Here is a 19,382-nt window from a genome sequence, read left to right as displayed (position 1 = left end):
GCCGCGGGCGGAAGTGTGCACTACCCGAGCGGGGTCACGTCCTCGTGCAGGTGGGCCTCGACAGCGCCCAAATCCTGGTCGTGGGCGATGAGGAGGTCGTCCACCAGACCGAGCAGGCGAATGCTGCCGCCGGGGAACTGGAGCACGAGGCCGGCCGCGAAGCCGACCCGGCCGTCGTCGTAGTCGATCTGCCGAACCGACCGGATCGTCTGGCCGAGGAACCGGGTCACCGGCACATCCGGCGAATCGTCGGTCACGGAGACGCTGCCGTACTCCTCCATCGAGTACGGCCCGTGCGGCTGCTCGGCTCGCAGGGACACACCGGTCGAGGGTGCGCGGACCAGAACCGGGCCCAGCCCCTCCAGATGAAGCCACAGGTACATCAGCGACGGATCGTCGTCCGCGTAGTGATGCCAAGCCGTGGACACCCTCAGCAGTCGCCTCCCGATCAGGTCGGCGGCGGACAGCTCCTCATGGTTGATCACCCGTCGATGCTCACACGGCCCCGCCAACAGGACATCCGATTTCCTGGCCGGCGACTCTCTCCTGACGCGGCCCCGCCGACTCGGTCGGCGGCGCCCACCGGAAAATCGCTGTCCGACCACCGGAGCACGGTGGTAGACATCCCGCGTGGAAAACACTCTTGAGTTCCCCGAGTTGCTGCGCCTGATCGACGAACGGTCGGTCGCCTTCCGTGCCGCGATCGCCGCCGCGCCCGCTCTCGACGCGCAGGTGCCGACCTGCCCCGGGTGGACGCTGTTCGATCTGGTGCAGCACCTGGGCGGGGGCGACCGGTTCTGGGCCGCCATCGTCGGCGCGGGGCCCGCCGACGCACCCCCGGCCGAGGCCGTCGCCGCGCGCGCCGCGCTCGAACTCCCGCAGGAGCGCGAGGCCCTGCTCGCCTGGTTGGAGGAGTCGACGCAGCTCCTGCTGGACGCCCTCCGCGCGGCGGGGCCGGAGAGCGGCTGTTGGACGTGGTGGCCCGCGTCGCAGTCACCGCAGACCGCCGGCGGCACCGCCCGGCACCGGGTCCAGGAGACCGCGGTGCACACCTACGACGCCCAACTCGCCTGGGGCGCACCGCAGCCGCTGCCGGTCGGGCCGTCCCTCGACGGTGTCGAGGAGTTCCTGTTCACCGTCTGCGCGACGCCGAGCGCCTGGCCCCACAAGCCCACGGCCTTCGACTTCCACGCCGCCGAGGGCCGCTCCTGGCGCCTCACCGTCGACGGCGACGGCGCACGGGTCACCCGCATCCCCGCGCCCACCGCCGCAACCGACGAGGACGAGGACGCAGCCGGCGCCGCCGTCCACGGCACGGCCGGCGAGCTGGTCCTCTACCTGTACGACCGGATCAAGGCCGACTCCCTGCACGTCGACGGGGACGCCGGGCTGCTCGACCTGCTCCGCGCCTGGGAGCCGGAGGAGAAGTAGGACGGAGCGGGGGCGGTCGGCCGCGCCTCGGGGCGCCACCAGGCCGGCCGTCCGCCTGGCCGGACCTCGCACTCGCGACCTCCGCCCATGCCATCCCGCCCCGCGACACCTCCGGGTCCCGTCCCGCGTACGCCCCTGCGCGACGGGTCCATGTCCCTGCCCCCAGGTTCAGGCCGCGACGCCGAGCTCGCTGCGGGTCCGGTGCAGAAGCTCCCGGACGGCGGTCTCCCGGCGCCAGGGGGTGAGGGCGCCGTTGAACTCGCGTACGTAGTCCAGAGCCCGGGAGGACTGGACGCGGGCGAGGGTGTCGACGGCCTGGTTGCCGAGCGCGAGGCCCTGGTCGAGGTCCTTCGCCTGGAGGTGGGCGGTCCCGACGATCGCCAGGCGCATGCCGACGGAGCGGGTGAACACCCCGGTCGGCATGGCGGCCGCCTGCGCGTTCCAGGCCAGGGCGGCCCTGGGGTTCTTCAGGTCGCGGAACACCTCGGCGGCGTCCGCGGAGAGCCGGGCGTGGTGGAAGAAGTCGATCCACGCCGGTTCGTCGGCGCCGTCGCGGGCCTGGCCGAGCAGGGTCTCGGAGGCGGCCAGCGCGGCCGAGGCGGCTCCGGCGTCGTTGTCACGGGCATGGGCCCGGGCCTCGATGAGCTTGGTGAAGGCCAGGACCCGGGGCGCCGCCTGGCCCTTGGCCCGCTCGTGGGCGCCCTGGGTCATGTCGATCGCCTCGCCGGTGAAGCCCCGCAGCAGGGTCTGCATCGCCATGGTGGTGAGCACATGGCAGCCGAGCTGGACGTCGCCGCCGGCCCGGGCGAGGCGGAGGGCCTGGATGAAGTGCCGCTGGGCGGCTTCGTGTTGGTTGACGTCGAAGGCCGTCCAGCCGGCCAGGCGGGACAGCTGGGCGGTCACCGAGAACAGCTCGCGGCCCACCGAGTCGCTGAACGAGCCGTTCAGCAGCGGGACCGCTCGTTCCTGGAGGCAGGCGGTGACGGAGCTGGCCTTCCAGTTCCCGCCACCGTACTTCGAGTCCCACCTGCGGGCGTCGTCGGCGGCGTCCCGCAGTTCGGCCAGGTCGGCGGCACCGACCCGTCCACTGCCGCGGTGGGTCGAGGTGTCGTCGGCGGGGGTGACGAGCCAGCGGGTGACCGGGGTGGTGAACGCGGAGACGGCGAAGCCCGTTCCGGTGAGGAAGTCGCGGCGGTTCACACTGCTCCAGAACGAAGTGGCGGCGCGCACGGCGTCGGCGGGGTCTCGCGGGAAATCCAACCCCACCGCGGCATCCGGCGTCTCGGCATCCGCCATACCGATCTCCGCCAACTGCACCGGCCGCCCGAGCCGTTCGCCGATCGCCCGGGCCAACAGCTTGGGCACCGGCCAGTCCGGGACCATGCCCCGGCGGCACCAGTTCGCGATCGAGGTGTGCGTGTACGTGGTGGTCAGCCCGGACTCGAGGGCGAGCTGGTTCACGCGCAGGGCCAGCGATTTGCGGCTGGCTCCCGCACACTTTTCGATCGTCCGGGCGAGCGCCTCGTTCGGCGGCTTGGGCCGGCGGGTGGTCGACGCCACGGAGTCCCCCTCAATCCGTTCCCCGGCTGGGCACGGGGAGTCGTCCTCGACCGGGCACGAGAAGTCGCGCGCACCCGGCATCTGACGCCGGGTCACCGAGGGTGTTGCCTCCGCCGCTGACAGTGAACCGCCTCCGCGAGTTGCAAGCCCCCGCACGAGCGGCAGAGCGAGTCGCCCCTCGGCAGACCGCTGCGTGTGCTGCAGCGAACACCCCCGGCTACCAGCAGGAGGGCCGGGCTCGGTGTCGGCACCTCACCATGCGTGGACTTCGGGTCGAATCACGGGCAGTCCCCATGGTTCCAGCACACCGCTGATCAGCTCGGCCAGGAACTGCACCAGCCCGCCGGTGTAATGCCACCAATCACCGTTTCGTGAGGCCACGGTCACGGTCCACTCCTGCGGGCCTGCCGCGCTGGTGCTCCACAGGAAGAAGTCGCCCTGGTTCGACCCGCCCCAGGGGAGCAAGCCGCCCGGGACGGGGTGCGGGTGCAACGGGATGACGGGGTCGTTGTCCTCGCACCACTCCATGACAGTCTCCAGATCCTCCTGGATTCCCTGCAGCCAGTCCTGCTCGCGACCGGCCGCCGGGTAGTAGACGGAGAGGAAGTCGCCGAGCACGAACGTGGGGTAGAGCTCGCAGAGCCGCTTGTAGTCGGCAGGGAGTGAAGCTCCCAGTTCGCCTTCGAGTGCAGACCAGTCGAAGGCCTGGGGCACCGCGAGACGAAGTGAGCTGAAGCCGGGTACGGCATGCTCGAGTTCCGTGATCGCCTCGTCAGGGTCGATCAGACGGCGGTGCGGTGTCTGGATACCGATGAGATCTTCCACCGGCTCAGGCTGTCATGGTGGCATCGTCGTCCCGGTGTCGGGTGGCACGGCGGCCGGCCGCCCGCCTGGCCGTTCCGCACCTCACCGCCGACAGGTCCTGTCCCACCGCGCCGCTCCGGCGGTCGTACGGTCGGCAACAGCTCGACTCGGGCACAGAGTCAGCTCTTCTGCCTCCGCTGCACGGTGTCGAAGGACCGGTCGACCAGCCAGGCGGCGGCCGGGACCACGGCCAGTGCGGTGCACCAGCCGCCGAGGACGTCGGTCGGGTAGTGCGCGCCCAGGGCGATCTGCGCCCAGCCCATGGCCGCCCCGGCGAGCAGCGCCGCGCCGAACGCCGTCGGGGCGCCGGGGCCGTCGGGGCCCCGGCGCCGGCCTTGGGCTGCCAGGAGCGCCACCACGAGGGCGAGCGCGGTGGCGAAGGCGGTGTGCCCGCTCGGGTAGGACAGGTTCTCGCCGTGGATGGTGCGTCCCACCAGGTGCTTGAGCAGCGTCGCCGCCCCCACGGCCAGGCCGACCCCGGCGACGGCGAACACCGCCGCGCGGACGCGCCGGGCGGCCAGGCAGGCCGTCACGAGGCCCACCATCAGTGCCCCCGAACCCGCAGGCTCCCCCAAGGTGTCCAGGGTCAACGCGACCTGGTGCCACGGCGACCCGACGCCGTACAGCGCCTCGCCGATCCGGGCGTCCGGCCCGCCGGGTTCGCTCTCTCCGGCGTACCGGACGGCGAGCCCGAGCACCACCAGCGCGGCGAGGGCCGCCATCACCCCGAGCCACCCGCGCAGCGGCACGGACACCGCCCGCCCGTCCGTCCGCCCACCGGACACCTCGGCCGGACCGTTCACAGGCGAGCCCCCCATCCGTACGCCGCGCAACTCCTCGAAGCCTAGCGGCGCACACCCGGCCCGGGGCCGGGTTCGACCAGCCGTCGCCCCCGGGGCCCGACCAGGCACCGGGGACGACGGAGCGGGCGTCCGAGGCGGTCACCCGCGACCGGTGAGCCCGCGTGTCCGGGTGTCTCGTGTTCGCCGCCGGGAGGTGGTGGACGTCGCGCCCGGCAGTCGTGGCCAGCCTGGGGGAACCCGGACCGGTGCGGTCGAAATCGCCGCTGTTGCCGACCCGTTCGATGTCCGGCGGTGGGTCCGCCCCGCCGATCGGCGGGGCGGACGGCCTCGGCCGGCCCGGCGGTCAGGGCGTGGCGGTCAGCGCCGGCCACAGGGTGTCGGCGGTGACGGACCGGCCCAAGCGGGCCGCCCAGGTGGTCTCGTCGCCGTCCTCGTCGCGCCAGGACCAGAGGCGGGTGGTGGCGAGGTGGAGCGGGTGCAGTCGGGTGATGCCGACGGCGCCGTGGAGTTGGTGGGCGATCCGGGCGATCTCGGCGGCCGAGGCGGAGGCCTGGGTCTTCGCGGCGGCGACCGCGAACCGGGCGATCGGCCCGCCCGCGTCCAGCGGTTCGGCGGCGGCCCGAACGGCGGCGCCGACCAGGGCGGCCTCCTCGATCAGCCGTGCCTCCTCCTGCTTGACGGCCTGGAAGCGGCTGAGCGGACGGCCGAACTGGCTGCGGGCGGTGGTGTGGGCGACGGTCAGCTCGACGCAGCGCTCGGCGGCGCCGGCGATCAGCGCGGCCCGGGCCAGGGCCGCGCGCAGCCCGGCCTCCTCCAGCACGTCCAGCGGGATCCGGCGGACCCGTGCGGCGGGGATCTCCAGGCCGGCCAGGTACAGGTCGTCGCGCGGCTCCCCGGCGAGGTTGGCGCCGGGCGCGAAGGCGGCCTCCGTCGGGGCCAGGGTGAACAGCACGGGCCCGGAGGGCGCGGTGGCGAGCACGACCACGGTCTCGGCGGCCCGCGCCCAGGGAACCCGGCGCAGGGTGCCGGTCACCAGCAGGGTGTCGTCCTCGCCCAGGCTGCCGGCCGAGCCGACGGCCGAGGCGGCCGGGTGGGCGTACCGGACGGTCAGCTCGGGTGCGACGGCGTAGCTCAACGGGCCGGACGGGACGGGCAGTCCGGTGCGGCGCAGCAGCGGGCGGGCGACCACCGCGGTCTCGGCGAACGGTCCGGGCACCGCCCGCCGCCCCACCTCCCTTACAGCAGTGAGGAGTTCGGCGGTGGTCGCGGCGGGCCCGGGGAGGACGACGGCGTCCGGAGCGGTGGCGTTGGCGACGACGGCGATGGCGTCAGGGTCGGCGAAGAAGGCGGCCGTGTCGTACGCGTCGGCCGGGATGACGGGAGTGTCGGTGACCAGGGTGTGGGTGCCGGCGAGGCGGGTGGTGTTCATCGGTTCTGCTCCAGACCGCGAGTGATGATGCCGCGAAGGATCTCGTTGGTGCCGCCGCGCAGGGTGTACCCCGGGCTGTGCAGCAGGGCGAAGGCGAGGAGTTCGGCATGGCTGCCGGGGGTGGCCTCCGGGTCGGCCGGGGTCGGCAGGATGCCGCGGACGGTGTCGACCAGGGCGCCCTCCAGGCGGGTGCCGAGGTCCTTGACCAGGGCGGCCTGGGTGTCGGGGGAGGTTCCGGCGTCCAGGGCCCCGGCCACGCCGAGGGAGAGCCGACGGATGCCGTGCAGCCGGGCCGTCAACAGCCCTACCTGGAAAGCCTGTTCGGCGGTCGCGGCACGTCGGTCGAGCTCCCGGAGCAGGGAGACCAGCAGCGGGAAGGTGGAGAGGTAGCGCTCGGGGCCGCTGCGTTCGAAGGCCAGCTCGCCGGTGACCTGCCGCCAGCCGTCGCCCTGTCGGCCGAGCAGCATGCCCTCCGGGACCTCGACGCCCGCCAAGTGGCAGGCGTTGAAGCGGTGTTCGCCGCTCATCAGGTGGATCGGCTCGATCCGCACGCCGGGGGCGCGCAGGTCGACGATGAACTGGCTGAGCCCGGCGTGCCGGTCCTCGGCCTCGTCGGTGCGGGCCAGCACGATGGCGTAGTCGTTGACGTGGGCGCCACCGGTCCACATCTTGGTGCCGGTCAACCGCCAGCCGCCGTCGATGCGTTCGGCCCGGGTCCGGACCGAGGCGAGGTCGGAGCCGCTGCTCTTCTCACTCATCCCGATGGAGAAGAAGCACTCCCCGGCGGCGATCCGGGGCAGGAAGAAACGGCGCTGCTCCTCGGTGCCGTGCTGGAGGACGGACGGGCCGGCCTGCCGGTCGGAGACCCAGTGCGCGCTGACCGGGGCTCCGGCGGCGAGCAGTTCCTCGATCACCACGTAGCGCTCCAGGAAGCCCCGGCCGGCGCCGCCGTACTCCACGGGCAGGGCCATGCCGACCCAGCCCCGTTCGGCGAGGCGGTGGCTGAAGTCCGGGTCCCAGCCGGCCAACCAGGAGTCGGGGCGGCCGAGCACGGTGCCGCGGGCGCGTTCCTCGTCCAGGAAGGCGCGGACCTCGGCGCGCAGTCGGCGGGCGGATGCGGGCAGGACGGCTTCGGGCACGGCGGTCGGGGACAACGTGGCGGTGGGCATGGGGCGTTCGCTCCCGGATTCGGTGGATGGATGGAATGCGTCGGGCTTCCATAGAATTCCGCCCGGACATCACCACGGATGTCGCGGCGCGAAAAGGCGATGCAGAAATGCGGCACAGAAAGAAAGCCCAGAAGGGCGACGCGGAAAGGCAGCAGGAAAGGCAGTGCGCACAGGCGGCGCCGCCGCAGGCCGGTCAGCCCGCCGCCCGGAGCAGCGCGGGGTCGAAGCCCGCCTCGCGCAGCACCTCGTCGGTGTGCTGCCCGATGCCCGGGCAGGGCCGCAGCGGCGGCTCGGGGTCGGCCGAGTAGCGCACCGGGCGGCCGATGACCCGGTACCGGCCCTCGGTGGGGTGCTCGGCCTCGTACAGCAGGCCGCCCTCGCGGGCGTAGGCGGTGGTGGCGGCGGCCTCCAGATCGAGCACGGGGGCGGCGGCGATGCCGGTCCGGTCGCAGAACTCCTGCCACCGGGCGCTGGGGTGCAACGGGGTGAGCTCGGCCATCACCCGGTAGAGCGCGTCCGCGTGCCGGGCCCGGTCGGGGCCGGTGGTGAAGCGCGGGTCCTCGGCCAGTTCGGGGCGTCCGGCGAAGGCGGTGAAGTCCCGCCAGTTGCGGTCGCTCTGCGGCAGGATGCACATCCAGCCGTCGGCGGTGCGCTGGGCGCGGCGCTCGGGGCTGAGCGAGCGCGGCGAGCCGAAGGCGCCGTCCGGCTCCAGGGCGGCCGCCCCGAGGTGCTCGACCAGGTTGAAGGCGAGCATGGTGTCGACCATCGGGACCTCGATGTGCTGGCCGGTGCCGCCGTGGTCCCGGTAGTGCAGCGCGGCCAGCACCGACTGGGCGATCTGCATCCCGCAGATCTTGTCCGCGAGCACGGTCGGTACGTAGTGCGGCTGCCCGGAGACCTGGTGGTTGAGCCAGACCAGTCCGCTCGCGGCCTGGACGATGTCGTCGTAGGCGGCGTGGGTGCCGTACGCACTGTCGGCGCGGAAGCCCTGGGCGTTGGCGTAGACCAGCCCGGGGTTGACGGCGGCGACCGCATCGTAGTCCAGGCGCAGCCGCTCCAGGGCCTGCGGGCGCAGGTTGGTGAGGAAGACGTCGGCGGTGCGCAGCAGGGCGAGCAGGGCGTCCCGGCCGTGCGGGGCCTTGAGGTCGATGACGGCGCTGCGCTTGTTGCGGTTCAGGTTGAGCGCCGCGCCGCCCATGCCGGGGTGGCGGCGGGGCGGGTAGTGGCGGGTCATGTCGCCGGCGGGCGGCTCGACCTTGATCACGTCGGCGCCCAGGTCGCCGAGCTGCTGGGCGGCGTAGGGGGCCATGATCACGCTGGCCAGTTCGACGACGCGGACTCCGGCGAGGAGTCCGTGCCCGGACGGGGTGTTCGGCTGCCCGGTCATGGTGCCGGTACCTCCTGGGATCACGGGGTTTCCGGGGCCGGTGTCGCGGCCCCTCGTTCCGATCTCCAGAGAACCCCGGGAATTCGACTCCGTCCAATACGGATCGGAGGTCGGATCGATAGGGCGGAGGATATGAGGCCCCATTCAACTCGCGTGATATGGCCGGGGATATCGGCGATTCGGGCAAGCGGTATTGGACGGTGCCGTCCCGGATCGGCTGTGCTGGTCGAGGCCGCCCCGGTCGGGCCGGCCGCCGCGCACCGCGCGGATCGTCAAGTCCCCTGAGGAGAAACGGACATGGACACCCCTCGCACCAGCGCCGGATACGACGCCCTGGCGGGCCTCTACCGCGAGTTGGGGATCACGGCGGCGGACACCGGCGGCACCGTGACGATCTCCGGGGCCGACCCGGTGACGCCCTCGGTGCACCGGATCGGCGACGCCGCGGCCGCCGCGCTGGCGGCGCTGGGCACCGAGGTCGCGGCCGTCCACCGAGAGCGCGGCGGCGCGGTGCAGGACGTCACGGTCTCGGTCGAGGCGGCGGTGCACCAGCTGATGGCGGTCTTCTTCACCCGGATGCGGGGCGTCCCGGTCGGGCAGCTGATGGACGACCCCAACCTGCTCGGCAACAGCGACTTCTACCGCGCCGCCGACGGCCGCTTCGTCTATCTGCTGTTCTCCTACCCGCAGTTGCGGGACATCGCCTGCCGGGTGCTGGACTGCCCGCCGGACCGCGAGCGGATCGCCGCCGCCGTCGGCCGGTGGAACGCGCTGGAGCTGGAGGAGGCGATCTGCGCCCGCGGCGGCACGGCCTTCGCGGTGCGCACCCGGGAGGAGTGGCGGCGGCACCCGCAGGGGCGGCTGCTGGCGGACGGGCCGCTGATCCGGATCGAGAAGCTCGGCGGGAGCGCGCCAGAGCCGTTCCCGTCCGGACCGGCCGGGCTCCCGCTCGCCGGGGTGCGGGTGCTGGACAACACCCATGTGATCGCCGGCCCGATCGCCGCACGGATCACCGCCGAACTGGGCGCCCACGTCCTGCACGTCTCCTCCCCCGGCCACCCGGACCCGGTCGGGATGGTCGTCGAGACCGGCATCGGCAAGCGGGCCGCGTTCTGCGACCTGCTCGACCCGCGACAGGCCGCCGCCTTCCGGTCCGTCCTGGCCGGCACCGACCTCTACGTCTGCAACTACCTGAACCTGGACGCCAAGGGCTTCGGCCCGGCCGAGCTGGTCGACCAGCGGCCCGGACTGGTCGTGCTGGACTTCCTCGGCTGGGGCACCGGCGGGCCGTGGGCCGGGCGCGGCGGCTTCGACCAACTGGCCTCCGCCGCCACCGGTTTCGCCGCCGAGGAGGGCTCCTTCGACGCGCCCCGGCTGCCCCCGACCTACCTGCTGAACGACTACCTCGCGGCCGTGCTCGGCACCGCCGGGGCGCTGGAGGCGCTGCGCCGCCGAGCCCGGGAGGGCGGCAGCTACCGGGTGCACGTCGACCTGGCGAGGGTCTGCATGTGGGTCCAGGACCTCGGCCTGCTCCCCCGGGCCGACGTGGTCGAGCTGCCCGCCCCCGACCCCGCCCACGCGGAGGTCGAACTGACCACCGTGCACGGGCCGTTCGGCGAGGTGTGCTACCTGCCGACCCAGGTCGGCTACTCCTCCCTGCTGCCCCGGCCGACCCGCACCGCGGAGCCGCTGGGCGCCTCCCCGCTGGCCTGGTGACGGCCATTGCCTTCGGCCGTCGTCATGGCCCCACCGGACTGCCCTCCCGGGAGTCCGCCCCGGGGCCCTCGAACTCGGCCCGGTGCCGCCCCAGCAGCTCCAGCAGGGTGGCGACGGCCGGGTCGGCGTCCGGTCGGCTCAGCGCCGCGACCGTGGTGACCAGCCGTTCCCCGCCCTCGACCGGGACGAAGGACACCATGGCGTGGCCCGGCGCCGAGACCCGCTCGGGCACGAAGGCGACGCAGACCCCGGCCGCGGTGTGGCCGAGCATGCTCGTCAGGTCCTCCGCCCGGGCCCGGATCCGCGGCTCGAAGCCGGCCTCCCGGCAGGCGGCGCCGATCAGTTCGCGGATCCGGGGCACGGCGGCCTCGTCGGCGGTCGCGAACTCCTCGTCGCGGAGCCGGGCGAGCGGCACCGAGCCGGCGCCGGCCAGCGGGTGCCCGACCGGGACGGCCAGCACGGTGCGCTCCTCGGCCACCTCCCGTACCGCCAGCTCCGTACGGTCGGAGACCGGCAGCCGCACCAGCGCCAGGTCCACCGCGCCCTGCCGGACCTGCTCGGCCAGTTCGGCGGAGCTCCGTTGACGGACCACCAGTTCGAGGCCGGGCGCCTCCCGGGCGGCCAGCGCGAGCAGCCGGGGCAGGTGCCAGTACCCCAGGCTGCTCACGTAGCCGAGCCGGACCGCCCCTTCCACGCCCCGGGCCACCCGGCGCACCCGCGCCACCGCCGCCTCCTGCGCCTCCAGCAGCCGCTTGGCGTCCACCGCGAACGCCGCCCCGGCCGCCGTCAACCGCACGCCCCTGCTGGTGCGTTCCAGCAGCAGCACGCCGAGGCCGCGCTCCAGCCGCTGGATCGCCTGGCTGAGCGGGGGCTGGCTCATCGACAACCGTGCCGCCGCGTGCCCGAAGTGCCGCTCCTCGGCGAGCACCACGAACTGTTCGAGCAACCGCGGGGTGAGTTCCATGTCGATCACCTTACGACCCGTCGGCGATTCGTGATCAAGGACTCGGACTCACCCACGGCCCGGCCCCACCCCGGGCCGGCGCACACCGCACCCGGGAGGACCGCACCCGCTCAGGGCACCATCCAGCCGAGCACCGGGGTGGACTGGAGCCAGGCGAGGAGGCAGAGCACGGCGAGGACGGCCAGGCTCCAGCCGATGATCCTGCGCAGCACCTCCCCCTCCCGCCCGTACCTCCCCACCGCGCTCGCGGCGATGACCAGGTTCTGCATGGCGACGGCCTTGCCCTGGACACCGCCGGTGCTGGTGGTCGCGGCGGCCAGCAGCGGGGACAGCCCGATGTGCTGGGCCGCGGAGACCTGCATCGCCCCGAACAGCGCGTTGGAGGAGGTGTCGGATCCGGTGAGGGCCACGCCGAACCAGCCGGTGAAGCCGGACAGCAGGGCGAAGGCCCCGCCGAGGCCCGCCAGCCAGGTGCCGATCGAGAACGCCATCCCGGAGAGGTTCATCAGGTAGGAGAGGGCGAGGACGCAGCCGATGGTGACCGCCGCCCAACGGATCTGGTGCAGCGCGTCCAGGTAGCAGCGCAGGGCCCGCCGGGCCGGCACCCGGAGGGCGAGGGCGGTCAGCACCCCGGTGACCAGGAGCAGCGTCCCGGCCGCGCCGAGCCAGCCGAAGTCGAAGGTGGTGACCGCCACCGGCCGACCGGTGGCGGTCACCACGTGGAGGCCGGGCCAGGGGAAGGAGACGTCCTGGTCCTTCACGAAGCGGGCGATCGGGCCGCCGTAGGACACCAGCGCGAACAGTGCGGTGATGAGCGCGTACGGGAGGAAGGCGAGCAGCACCTCCCGCCGCGGGGCGCGTTCCCCGCCGGAGCCACCCGCACCGGAAGCACCCGCACCCGAACTGCCCACGCCGGAACCGCCAACACCACGCCCGGCGGTACCGCGCCCGCGCACCCGGAGCAGCAGGACGACCGCGGCGAGCGACGTCAACGAGGCTGCCAGGTCCGTGAGTTGGTAGGTGAGGTAGTTCGAGCAGAGGAACTGGCCGACGGCGAAGCCGAGTCCGGCGACCAGGGCCACCGGCCACGCCTCCCGCAGCCCGCGCCGCCCGTCGAGGAGCAGCAGCAGGACGAACGGCACCAGGGCCGCGATGACGGCGGACTGGCGGCCGACCATGGCGCCGAGGTCGGCGCCGGGCAGGGAGGTGACCTTGGCCAGGGTCTGGATCGGATTGCCCACCGAACCGAAGGCCGCCGGGGCCGTGTTGGCGAAGGCCGCGACGGCGGCGGCCTTCAGCGGTTCCAGGCCCAGGCCGAGCAGGATCAGCGAGGTGACCGCGATGGGGGTGCCGAAGCCCGAGAGGGATTCGATCATCGCCCCGAAGCAGAAGGCGATCAGGACGGCCTGGACCCGGACGTCGTCGGAGAGCGAGGAGAAGGTCTGTCCGATCAGGTCGAAGTGCCCGGAGGTGCGCTGCAGCCGGTTGATCCACACCGCACCGAGGATGATCCAGACGATCGGGAACAGGCCGAAGGCGGCCCCCTCCAGGGCGCCGTCGGCGGCCTGGCCGAGCGGCATGCCGTAGCCGGCGGTGGCGATCAGGAAGGCGGTGGCCAGCCCGGCGAGGGCGGCCCAGTGCGATTTCAGGCGCAGCACGCCGAGCAGGGCCAGCAGGACGAGCAGCGGGGTCGAAGCGAGCAGGGCGGCAAGGGCGGGGTGCCCGAGCGGGTCGGAGACTTGGCGGTACACGGGTGGGTCTCGCTTTCTCCAGTCGGCGATGACCGCGAAGGCAAGAACGCTCGATCCGTCCGGACACGGACGATCGGCGCACGCATGTTTTCGCATGATGGAATCCATGTTCCATCAGCCGCCAAGCATGGGAGCCGCCGGTACCGCCGTCAAGAGGCCGGGAACGTCACCCCCGAGTGGAACCGCCATTCCTGACGATGCGTCAGGAACCTTGAAGAGATGGCGGATCAGCCGTCAGCCGCGCGCCCCCAGCACCACGCCGAGCCGCTTCGCCGCCGCACTGACCAGCGCCCCGTGCACCGCCCGCGAGTCGTCGGTGGCCCGGCTGGCGGGCACGTTGACGCTGAGGCTCGCGACCGGCACGCCGCCCCTGCCGATCACCGCGGCGGCGACGGCCGAGACGTCGGAGCGCCACTCGCCGCCGTTGGTCGCGTAGCCGCGGCGCCGGACCTCCGCCAACTCGGCCAGCAGCAACCGGGGTTCGGTGATCGTCGTGTCGGTGTACCGGGCCAGCCCCTCGGCCAGGTAGCGCTCCAGGGCCTCGGCGGGGCTCGCGGCGAGCACCGCCTTGCCGTTGGCCGAGGCATGGGCGGGCAGGTCCTGCCCGAGCGGGAGGACGATCCGCACCGGCTGGCTGGTCTCCAGCCGCTCCACCAGGATCACCCGGCCGCCCTCCGGCACGGCCAGGTGGATCGTCTCGCCGGTCTGCCGGCGCAGTTCCTCCATCACCGGCACGGCCGCGTCCCGCAGGTCCAGTTCACCGGTGGCCCGCCGACCGATCTGCAGCGCCTTGGCGGTGACCTGCCACCGGGTGGGCGTCCCGTCCGCCGGGCACAGCCACCCGGCGGTGTGCAGGGTCTGCAACGCCCGCTGCACGGAGCTCTTCGGCAGTTCCATGACCCGCGCCAGCTCCGCGACACCGATCGGCTGCCGCCCGGCGACCTCCTCCAGCACCCGCAACGCATTCAGCACGCTCTGCATCCTTGACCCCCTTCGAGGACGGCGCCTACGCTCCGCTATGCCGCATCACGATACGGCGTGCCGTCACACGGCACAAGCCTCCAGGAGGTTCGACGCCCATGTCCTTCCGTACCGGCCGCCACTTCCTCCAGATCCCCGGCCCCACCAACGTGCCCGACTCCGTGCTGAGGGCGATGGCCGCGCCCACCACGGACCACCGCGGCCCGGAGTTCGCCGCACTGACGCGCCGCCTGCTGAAGGCGATCGGCCCGGTGTTCGGCACCTCGGGCCCGGTCGTGATCTACCCCGCCTCGGGCACCGGCGCCTGGGAGGCCGCCCTGGTCAACACCCTCAGCCCCGGCGACCGGGTGCTGTGCTTCGAGACCGGCCAGTTCGCCACGCTCTGGCAGGAGATGGCCCGGGCCCTCGGGCTGACCGTGGACCTCGTCCCCGGCGACTGGCGGCACGGCGCCGACCCCGAGGTGCTCGCCGAGCGGCTCGCCGCGGACACCGACCGGAGCATCAAGGCGGTCTGCGTCGTGCACAACGAGACCTCCACCGGCGTGACCAGCCGGATCCCGGAACTGCGCCGCGCCCTGGACGAGGCCGGCCACCCGGCGCTGCTGCTGGTCGACGCGGTCTCCTCGCTCGGCTGCCTCGAGTACCGGCACGACGACTGGGGCGTGGACGTCACGGTGTCCGGCTCGCAGAAGGGCCTGATGCTGCCGCCCGGGCTGGGCTTCAACGCCGTCAGCCGCAAGGCGCTGGTCGCCTCCCGCACCGCCCGGCTCCCCCGCTCCTTCTGGAGCTGGGCACCGGTCATCGAGGCGAACCGGGCCGACGCCTTCCCCTACACCCCCGCCACCAACCTGCTCTACGGCCTGGACGAGGCCCTGCGCATCCTCGACGCCGAGGGCCACGCCAACGTCCACGCCCGGCACGCCCGGCACGGCGCCGCCACCCGCGCCGCCGTCCGCGGCTGGGGCCTGGAGGTCCTGTGCGCGGACGAGCGCGAGTACTCCGGCTCGCTCACCGCCGTCCTCCTGCCCGCCGACCACGACGCCGACCGGTTCCGCGAACTCGTCCTGGACCGCTTCGACATGTCGCTCGGCGCCGGCCTCGGCCGACTCGCCGGCCGGGTCTTCCGGATCGGCCACCTCGGCCACCTCAACGACCTGACCCTCATCGGCACCCTCGGCGGGGTGCAACTGGGGCTGGAACTCGCCGGGGTGCCGATCGACCCGGCCGGCCTCGGCGCGGCACTGGACGTGCTCCGACAGCCGTAGCACCCGCTACCTCCCAGTCCCCCTTGTGCCCCCGCACCGCGACACCCCGTCCTCCTTCCCTTGCTTGGAGCCGACCGGACATGACCGCGAGCACCCCCGACACCCCACCGCCCGACCGCGCCCCCACCCCCGCTCCCGACCCCGACACCCGCGCGCTGGAGCAGCGGCTCCGCCGCGACCTCGACGGCGAGGTCCGCTTCGACGACTACACCCGCCACCTCTACTCCCGCGACGCCAGCATGTACGCCATCACCCCGGTCGGCGTGGTGCTGCCCCGGCACCCGGAGGACGTCCAGGCCGCGGTCGCCGCGGCGGCCGAGCACGGCGTCCCGCTGGTGCCGCGCGGCGCGGGCACCAGCCTGGCGGGGCAGACCGTCGGCCCCGGCCTGGTCCTGGACCTCTCCCGGCACCTCAACCGGATCGTGGCGCTGGACCGCGAGGCCCGCACCGCCCTGGTGGAACCCGGCGTGGTCCAGGCCCAACTGAACCGTGCCGCAGCCCCGTTGGGCCTGGTCTTCGGCCCCGACACCTCCACCGCCAACCGGGCCACCATCGGCGGCATGATCGGCAACAACTCGGGCGGCAGCGGATCGCTGCGCCACGGGATGACCATCGACCACGTCCGGGAGCTCGACGTGGTGCTCTCCGACGCCTCTGCGGCCCACTTCGCCCCCGTCGACGAGGTCGAGCACCGCCGCCGGGCCGCCCTGCCGACCCTCGAGGGCGCCGTCTACCGCGGGCTCCCGCAGATCGTCCGGGCCAACGCCCGGGCCATCGCCGAGGGCACCCCGGAGTTCTGGCGCCGGTCCGGCGGCTACCGCCTCGAACGGCTCGCCCGTACGGACCGCCCCTTCGACCTCGCCAAGTTCGTCGTCGGGTCGGAGGGCACCCTGGTCGTCACCACCCGGGCCCTGGTCGACCTGGTGCCCCGGCCGGCCCACACCGTCATCGCCGTCGGCCACTTCGAGTCCGTCGCCCACGCCGTGGACGCCACCGAGTCCGCGCTCGACTGCGACCCCGCCGCCGTGGAGCTGATGGACCGGACGATCCTGGAGCTGTCCCGGCGCAAGATCGAGTACGCCCCGCTCGGCAGCATCCTGACGGGCGACCCCGGTGCCCTGCTCTTCGTCAGCTTCAGCGGCGACGACGAGGGCGAACTGCGCGGCAAGCTCCAGCAGTTGACCGCCAGCTGGGCCCGCCACCGCCACGGCTACCACACGCTGCACGCGGTCACCCCGCACCAGCAGCAGGCCCTGCTCAAGGTCCGCTCGGCCGGCCTCGGCCTGCTGATGGCGGCGGGCGAGGGCACCCGTCGGCCGCTCGCCTTCGTCGAGGACACCGCCGTCGACCCGGTCCACCTCGCCGACTACACCCGCCGCTTCCAACAGGTGCTGGAACGCCACGGCCTGACGGCCGGCTTCTACGGGCACTGCTCGGTCGGCTGCCTGCACATCCGCCCCTTCGTGGACCTCACCGACCCCGCCCAGGTGGCCACCATGCGGGCCGTCGCGGAGGAGATCCGCGACCTGGTCACCGAGTACGGCGGCGTCAACTCCAGTGAGCACGGCGACGGCCTGGCCCGCAGCGAGTTCAACCCGCTGCTCTTCGGGCGGGACCTCTACGAGGCGATGCGCGGGACCAAGCGGCTCTTCGACCCCCGGAACCTGCTGAACCCCGGCAAGATCGTCGACGCCCCCGCCATGACCGACCACCTGCGCGACCCCGCCCTGCCGCCCGCGCCCGAACTGCGCACCCGGCTCTCCTTCGAGGTCCTCGGCGGCATGCGCGGAGCCGCCGACCGGTGCATGAACATCGGGCTGTGCCGCAAGAGCGGCACCGGCACCATGTGCCCCTCCTACATGGCCACCCGCGAGGAGGAACACTCCACCCGCGGCCGCGCCAACGCCCTGGTGAAGGCGCTCTCCGAGCCGGACCCCCGGCAGGCCCTGGGGGACGAGCGGCTGCACGGCATCCTCGACCTCTGCCTGATGTGCAAGGCGTGCAAGAGCGAGTGCCCGCTCGGCGTCGACATGGCCGCCCTCAAGGCCGAGACCCTCTCCCACCACCACGACCTGCACGGCGTGCCGCTCAGGTCCCGGGTCTTCGGCGCCATCCGCCTGCTCAACCGGATCGGCTCGGCCACCGCACCGCTGTCCAACCTCCCGGGCCGCAACCGGCTCGTCCGCCGACTGCTGGAACGTCGGCTGGGCATCACCGGCGCCAGGCCGCTGCCGACCTTCGCCCGGGACAACCTGCCGCGCTGGTTCCGCCACCACCAGGGCGCGGTCCCGCTCGCCACCCCCCTGGGTGAACTCACCTTCCTCGCCGACTCGTTCACCACCTACACCGAACCGGCCATCGGCCGCGCCGCCGTCGAACTGCTGGAACGGGCCGGCTGGCGGGTCCGCCTCGCGGCCCAGGGCTGCTGCGGCCGCGCCAGCCTCTCCAAAGGCCTGCTGGACGACGCCAAACGGCAGTCCGCCGACCTCGCCCACCGCCTCGCCGCCACCAGCGCCCCGGGCTCACCGGTCACCGGCTGCGAGCCGTCCTGTCTGATGACCCTCCGGGACGAACACCTGACCCTGCACCCGGACGACCCGGTGGTCAAGGACCTCGCGGGCCGGGTCCGGCAGGTGGAGGAGCTCCTCACCGAGGCCATCGACGCCGGACGGCTCCGGCTGAGCCCCGACGCCTGGCCCGCCGGCCGCCGACTGCTCTACCACGGCCACTGCCACCAGAAGGCCGAGGTCGGCACGGCCGCCACCCTGGCCCTGCTCCGCCGGATCCCCGGCACCGAGGTGGTCGAACTGGACGCCGGCTGCTGCGGGATGGCGGGTTCCTTCGGTTACGAGAGCGAGCACTACGAGGTCTCGATGACCGTGGGACGCGACCGGCTCTTCCCCGCCGTCGACGCCGAACCCGAATCCACCGTGGTCGTCGCCACCGGCGCGTCCTGCCGGCAACAGATCCTGCACGGGACGCAACGCCGTTCCTGGCACCCCGTCCAGCTCATCCACGAGGCCCTGCTGACCGACTGACCGGGCCTGCCGACCCGCGGACCTGCGGACCTGCCGGACTGCCGACGACGCGGGTGCGGCCGACCGCCTGGCCACCGGGCGAGGGGCAGCACGTACAGACCGCACACCTCGTCGTCGCCCCGGTACGGCACCGCCGGTCGTCCCGGTCCCCGCGGCCTGCCACCGGCGGGAAAACCAGTGGCCGTGCGACAACGAACTGGGTTGACTGGTCGCCGGATCCGGTACCCGTCACCGAGGGGGAGGCATGGAGGACCCGCAGTTCACCGTGGCGCTGGCGGGCGTCTCGCCCCGCGGGGCGGCGCGCCTCAAGGCCGTCCGCCGGGTGACCGGACTGAGCCTGTGGCACAGCGGCCAGGTCCTGGACTCCGGCACGGCCACCCTCCTGGCCGACGTGCCGTTCGAGCTCGCGGAGGCCGCCGCCCGCGAGCTGCGCCGGGTGGGTGTGGCGGTCGCCGTCCGCTGCGGCGCGTGCCGACGCACCCTGCCCGAGGACGGTGCTTCCGTCGAACCGGGGCCCTGCGCCGGGCGGTACTTCCCCACCGCCCACTGCCAGGCCAACTCGCTCACCAGCTGCGACTGTTCGTACTGCGTCGAGTACGGTCCCCTACCCGGCCACTCCGAGCGCTGACCCCGGACCGGCGGCGCCCGTCCTCCGGCGCCGCCACAGCCACCCAGGTGCCGACCGCGCCGGCGTCGCTCGGTACGGGTACACCGAGGACCGGCACCGCAGAAACGGTGCCGGTCCTCGGACGGTCACCGGTCGAGCGGGCTGCTGCCCGCTCGACCGATGTCCGATATCCGATGTCCGATGTCCGATGTCCGATGTCCGGTCAACTCTCGGCGATGTTCCCGCCGAGGTCACCGGGCGGCGCCCAGATCCGGCCGCCGTTCCAGAAGGTGTGCCAGATGTTGCCGCTGCCGGCACCACTGCCCTTCCAGAAGACGTCGATGGTGCCGCTGGGCTGCGCCGAGGCGAACGGGGCGCTGCCCAGCGGGCCCATGCCCAGGCTGTTCGGAGCCTGCC

The 19,382-nt window shown here is 73.5% G+C and carries 16 protein-coding genes; 5 read left to right on the top strand and 11 right to left on the bottom strand.

Annotated features, from left to right (window positions below):
- Positions 1 to 20: 20 nt before the first annotated feature.
- Positions 21 to 485: a hypothetical protein gene (locus AB0O91_RS12730; protein ID WP_363431026.1), complete on the bottom strand. Its 465-nt coding sequence runs from the start codon at positions 483 to 485 to the stop codon at positions 21 to 23.
- A 145-nt stretch (positions 486 to 630) separates the two neighbouring features.
- Here AB0O91_RS12730 and AB0O91_RS12725 point away from each other — a divergent pair, with 145 nt between their 5' ends.
- On the top strand, positions 631 to 1,431 hold the full coding sequence (locus tag AB0O91_RS12725; RefSeq protein ID WP_363431024.1) for a maleylpyruvate isomerase family mycothiol-dependent enzyme: 801 nt from the start codon (positions 631 to 633) through the stop codon (positions 1,429 to 1,431).
- A gap of 168 nt (positions 1,432 to 1,599) precedes the next feature.
- Here AB0O91_RS12725 and AB0O91_RS12720 read toward each other — a convergent pair whose 3' ends face one another.
- The 6 genes from AB0O91_RS12720 to AB0O91_RS12695 form a co-directional block, all read right to left on the bottom strand.
- Positions 1,600 to 2,991 (bottom strand): sporulation protein, encoded by a 1,392-nt coding sequence (locus AB0O91_RS12720; RefSeq protein WP_363431021.1) that lies wholly within the window; start codon positions 2,989 to 2,991, stop codon positions 1,600 to 1,602.
- 252 nt (positions 2,992 to 3,243) lie between these two features.
- Entirely contained in the window at positions 3,244 to 3,816 is a 573-nt protein-coding gene (locus tag AB0O91_RS12715) for an SMI1/KNR4 family protein (protein WP_363431018.1), read from the bottom strand.
- Between the two features lie 158 nt (positions 3,817 to 3,974).
- Positions 3,975 to 4,577, bottom strand: coding sequence for a phosphatase PAP2 family protein (locus AB0O91_RS12710; protein WP_363431159.1), 603 nt, complete (start codon positions 4,575 to 4,577; stop codon positions 3,975 to 3,977).
- A 424-nt stretch (positions 4,578 to 5,001) separates the two neighbouring features.
- On the bottom strand, positions 5,002 to 6,087 hold the full coding sequence (locus AB0O91_RS12705; protein ID WP_363431016.1) for an acyl-CoA dehydrogenase family protein: 1,086 nt from the start codon (positions 6,085 to 6,087) through the stop codon (positions 5,002 to 5,004).
- Entirely contained in the window at positions 6,084 to 7,256 is a 1,173-nt protein-coding gene (locus tag AB0O91_RS12700; protein WP_363431014.1) for an acyl-CoA dehydrogenase family protein, read from the bottom strand. The genes AB0O91_RS12705 and AB0O91_RS12700 overlap by 4 nt, the downstream gene beginning before the upstream one ends.
- A 193-nt stretch (positions 7,257 to 7,449) precedes the next feature.
- The gene (locus AB0O91_RS12695) at positions 7,450 to 8,643 is read right to left on the bottom strand and encodes a CoA transferase (protein ID WP_363431011.1); all 1,194 of its coding nucleotides are present in this window, start codon (positions 8,641 to 8,643) and stop codon (positions 7,450 to 7,452) included.
- A 297-nt stretch (positions 8,644 to 8,940) separates the two neighbouring features.
- Between AB0O91_RS12695 and AB0O91_RS12690 the strand changes: the two genes are divergently transcribed.
- Positions 8,941 to 10,359, top strand: coding sequence for a CoA transferase (locus tag AB0O91_RS12690; protein WP_363431009.1), 1,419 nt, complete (start codon positions 8,941 to 8,943; stop codon positions 10,357 to 10,359).
- A 22-nt stretch (positions 10,360 to 10,381) separates the two neighbouring features.
- Here the strand turns inward: AB0O91_RS12690 and AB0O91_RS12685 are convergent, their stop codons facing one another.
- From AB0O91_RS12685 to AB0O91_RS12675, 3 genes are all read right to left on the bottom strand, one after another.
- Positions 10,382 to 11,323: a LysR family transcriptional regulator gene (locus AB0O91_RS12685; RefSeq protein ID WP_363431006.1), complete on the bottom strand. Its 942-nt coding sequence runs from the start codon at positions 11,321 to 11,323 to the stop codon at positions 10,382 to 10,384.
- A 110-nt stretch (positions 11,324 to 11,433) separates the two neighbouring features.
- Positions 11,434 to 13,074 carry an L-lactate permease gene (locus tag AB0O91_RS12680; RefSeq protein ID WP_363431003.1) on the bottom strand — a complete coding sequence of 547 codons (1,641 nt, stop codon included), beginning with the start codon at positions 13,072 to 13,074 and terminating at the stop codon, positions 11,434 to 11,436.
- 234 nt (positions 13,075 to 13,308) lie between these two features.
- On the bottom strand, positions 13,309 to 14,055 hold the full coding sequence (locus AB0O91_RS12675; RefSeq protein WP_363431001.1) for an IclR family transcriptional regulator: 747 nt from the start codon (positions 14,053 to 14,055) through the stop codon (positions 13,309 to 13,311).
- Positions 14,056 to 14,153: 98 nt separating this feature from the next.
- Here AB0O91_RS12675 and AB0O91_RS12670 point away from each other — a divergent pair, with 98 nt between their 5' ends.
- The 3 genes from AB0O91_RS12670 to AB0O91_RS12660 all read left to right on the top strand — a co-directional run bounded on the left by AB0O91_RS12670 (position 14,154) and on the right by AB0O91_RS12660 (position 18,986).
- Complete coding sequence (locus AB0O91_RS12670) at positions 14,154 to 15,320, top strand: aminotransferase class V-fold PLP-dependent enzyme (RefSeq protein ID WP_363430999.1); 1,167 nt, start codon at positions 14,154 to 14,156, stop codon at positions 15,318 to 15,320.
- Positions 15,321 to 15,400: 80 nt separating this feature from the next.
- Positions 15,401 to 18,358 carry an FAD-linked oxidase C-terminal domain-containing protein gene (locus tag AB0O91_RS12665; protein WP_363430996.1) on the top strand — a complete coding sequence of 986 codons (2,958 nt, stop codon included), beginning with the start codon at positions 15,401 to 15,403 and terminating at the stop codon, positions 18,356 to 18,358.
- Between the two features lie 244 nt (positions 18,359 to 18,602).
- On the top strand, positions 18,603 to 18,986 hold the full coding sequence (locus tag AB0O91_RS12660; protein WP_363430994.1) for a ribosomal protein L7/L12: 384 nt from the start codon (positions 18,603 to 18,605) through the stop codon (positions 18,984 to 18,986).
- Between the two features lie 202 nt (positions 18,987 to 19,188).
- Here the strand turns inward: AB0O91_RS12660 and AB0O91_RS12655 are convergent.
- Positions 19,189 to 19,382: hypothetical protein (locus AB0O91_RS12655; RefSeq protein WP_363430991.1), on the bottom strand; the 194-nt coding region annotated here is incomplete at its 5' end.

It is taken from the genome of Kitasatospora sp. NPDC089797, assembly GCF_040684795.1.
Lineage (GTDB): Bacteria > Actinomycetota > Actinomycetes > Streptomycetales > Streptomycetaceae > Kitasatospora.
Note: the sequence above shows the minus strand (reverse complement) of the source record. Positions and strands in the feature narration are given on the sequence as shown.

Coding starts and splice junctions, on each gene's coding strand:
- AB0O91_RS12660 (WP_363430994.1), top strand. CDS start 18,603: ATGGAGGACCCGCAGTTCACCGTGGCGCTGGCGGGCGTCTCGCCCCGC.
- AB0O91_RS12705 (WP_363431016.1), bottom strand. CDS start 6,087: ATGAACACCACCCGCCTCGCCGGCACCCACACCCTGGTCACCGACACT.
- AB0O91_RS12665 (WP_363430996.1), top strand. CDS start 15,401: ATGACCGCGAGCACCCCCGACACCCCACCGCCCGACCGCGCCCCCACC.
- AB0O91_RS12675 (WP_363431001.1), bottom strand. CDS start 14,055: ATGCAGAGCGTGCTGAATGCGTTGCGGGTGCTGGAGGAGGTCGCCGGG.
- AB0O91_RS12685 (WP_363431006.1), bottom strand. CDS start 11,323: ATGGAACTCACCCCGCGGTTGCTCGAACAGTTCGTGGTGCTCGCCGAG.
- AB0O91_RS12690 (WP_363431009.1), top strand. CDS start 8,941: ATGGACACCCCTCGCACCAGCGCCGGATACGACGCCCTGGCGGGCCTC.
- AB0O91_RS12710 (WP_363431159.1), bottom strand. CDS start 4,577: ATGGCGGCCCTCGCCGCGCTGGTGGTGCTCGGGCTCGCCGTCCGGTAC.
- AB0O91_RS12670 (WP_363430999.1), top strand. CDS start 14,154: ATGTCCTTCCGTACCGGCCGCCACTTCCTCCAGATCCCCGGCCCCACC.
- AB0O91_RS12700 (WP_363431014.1), bottom strand. CDS start 7,256: ATGCCCACCGCCACGTTGTCCCCGACCGCCGTGCCCGAAGCCGTCCTG.
- AB0O91_RS12695 (WP_363431011.1), bottom strand. CDS start 8,643: ATGACCGGGCAGCCGAACACCCCGTCCGGGCACGGACTCCTCGCCGGA.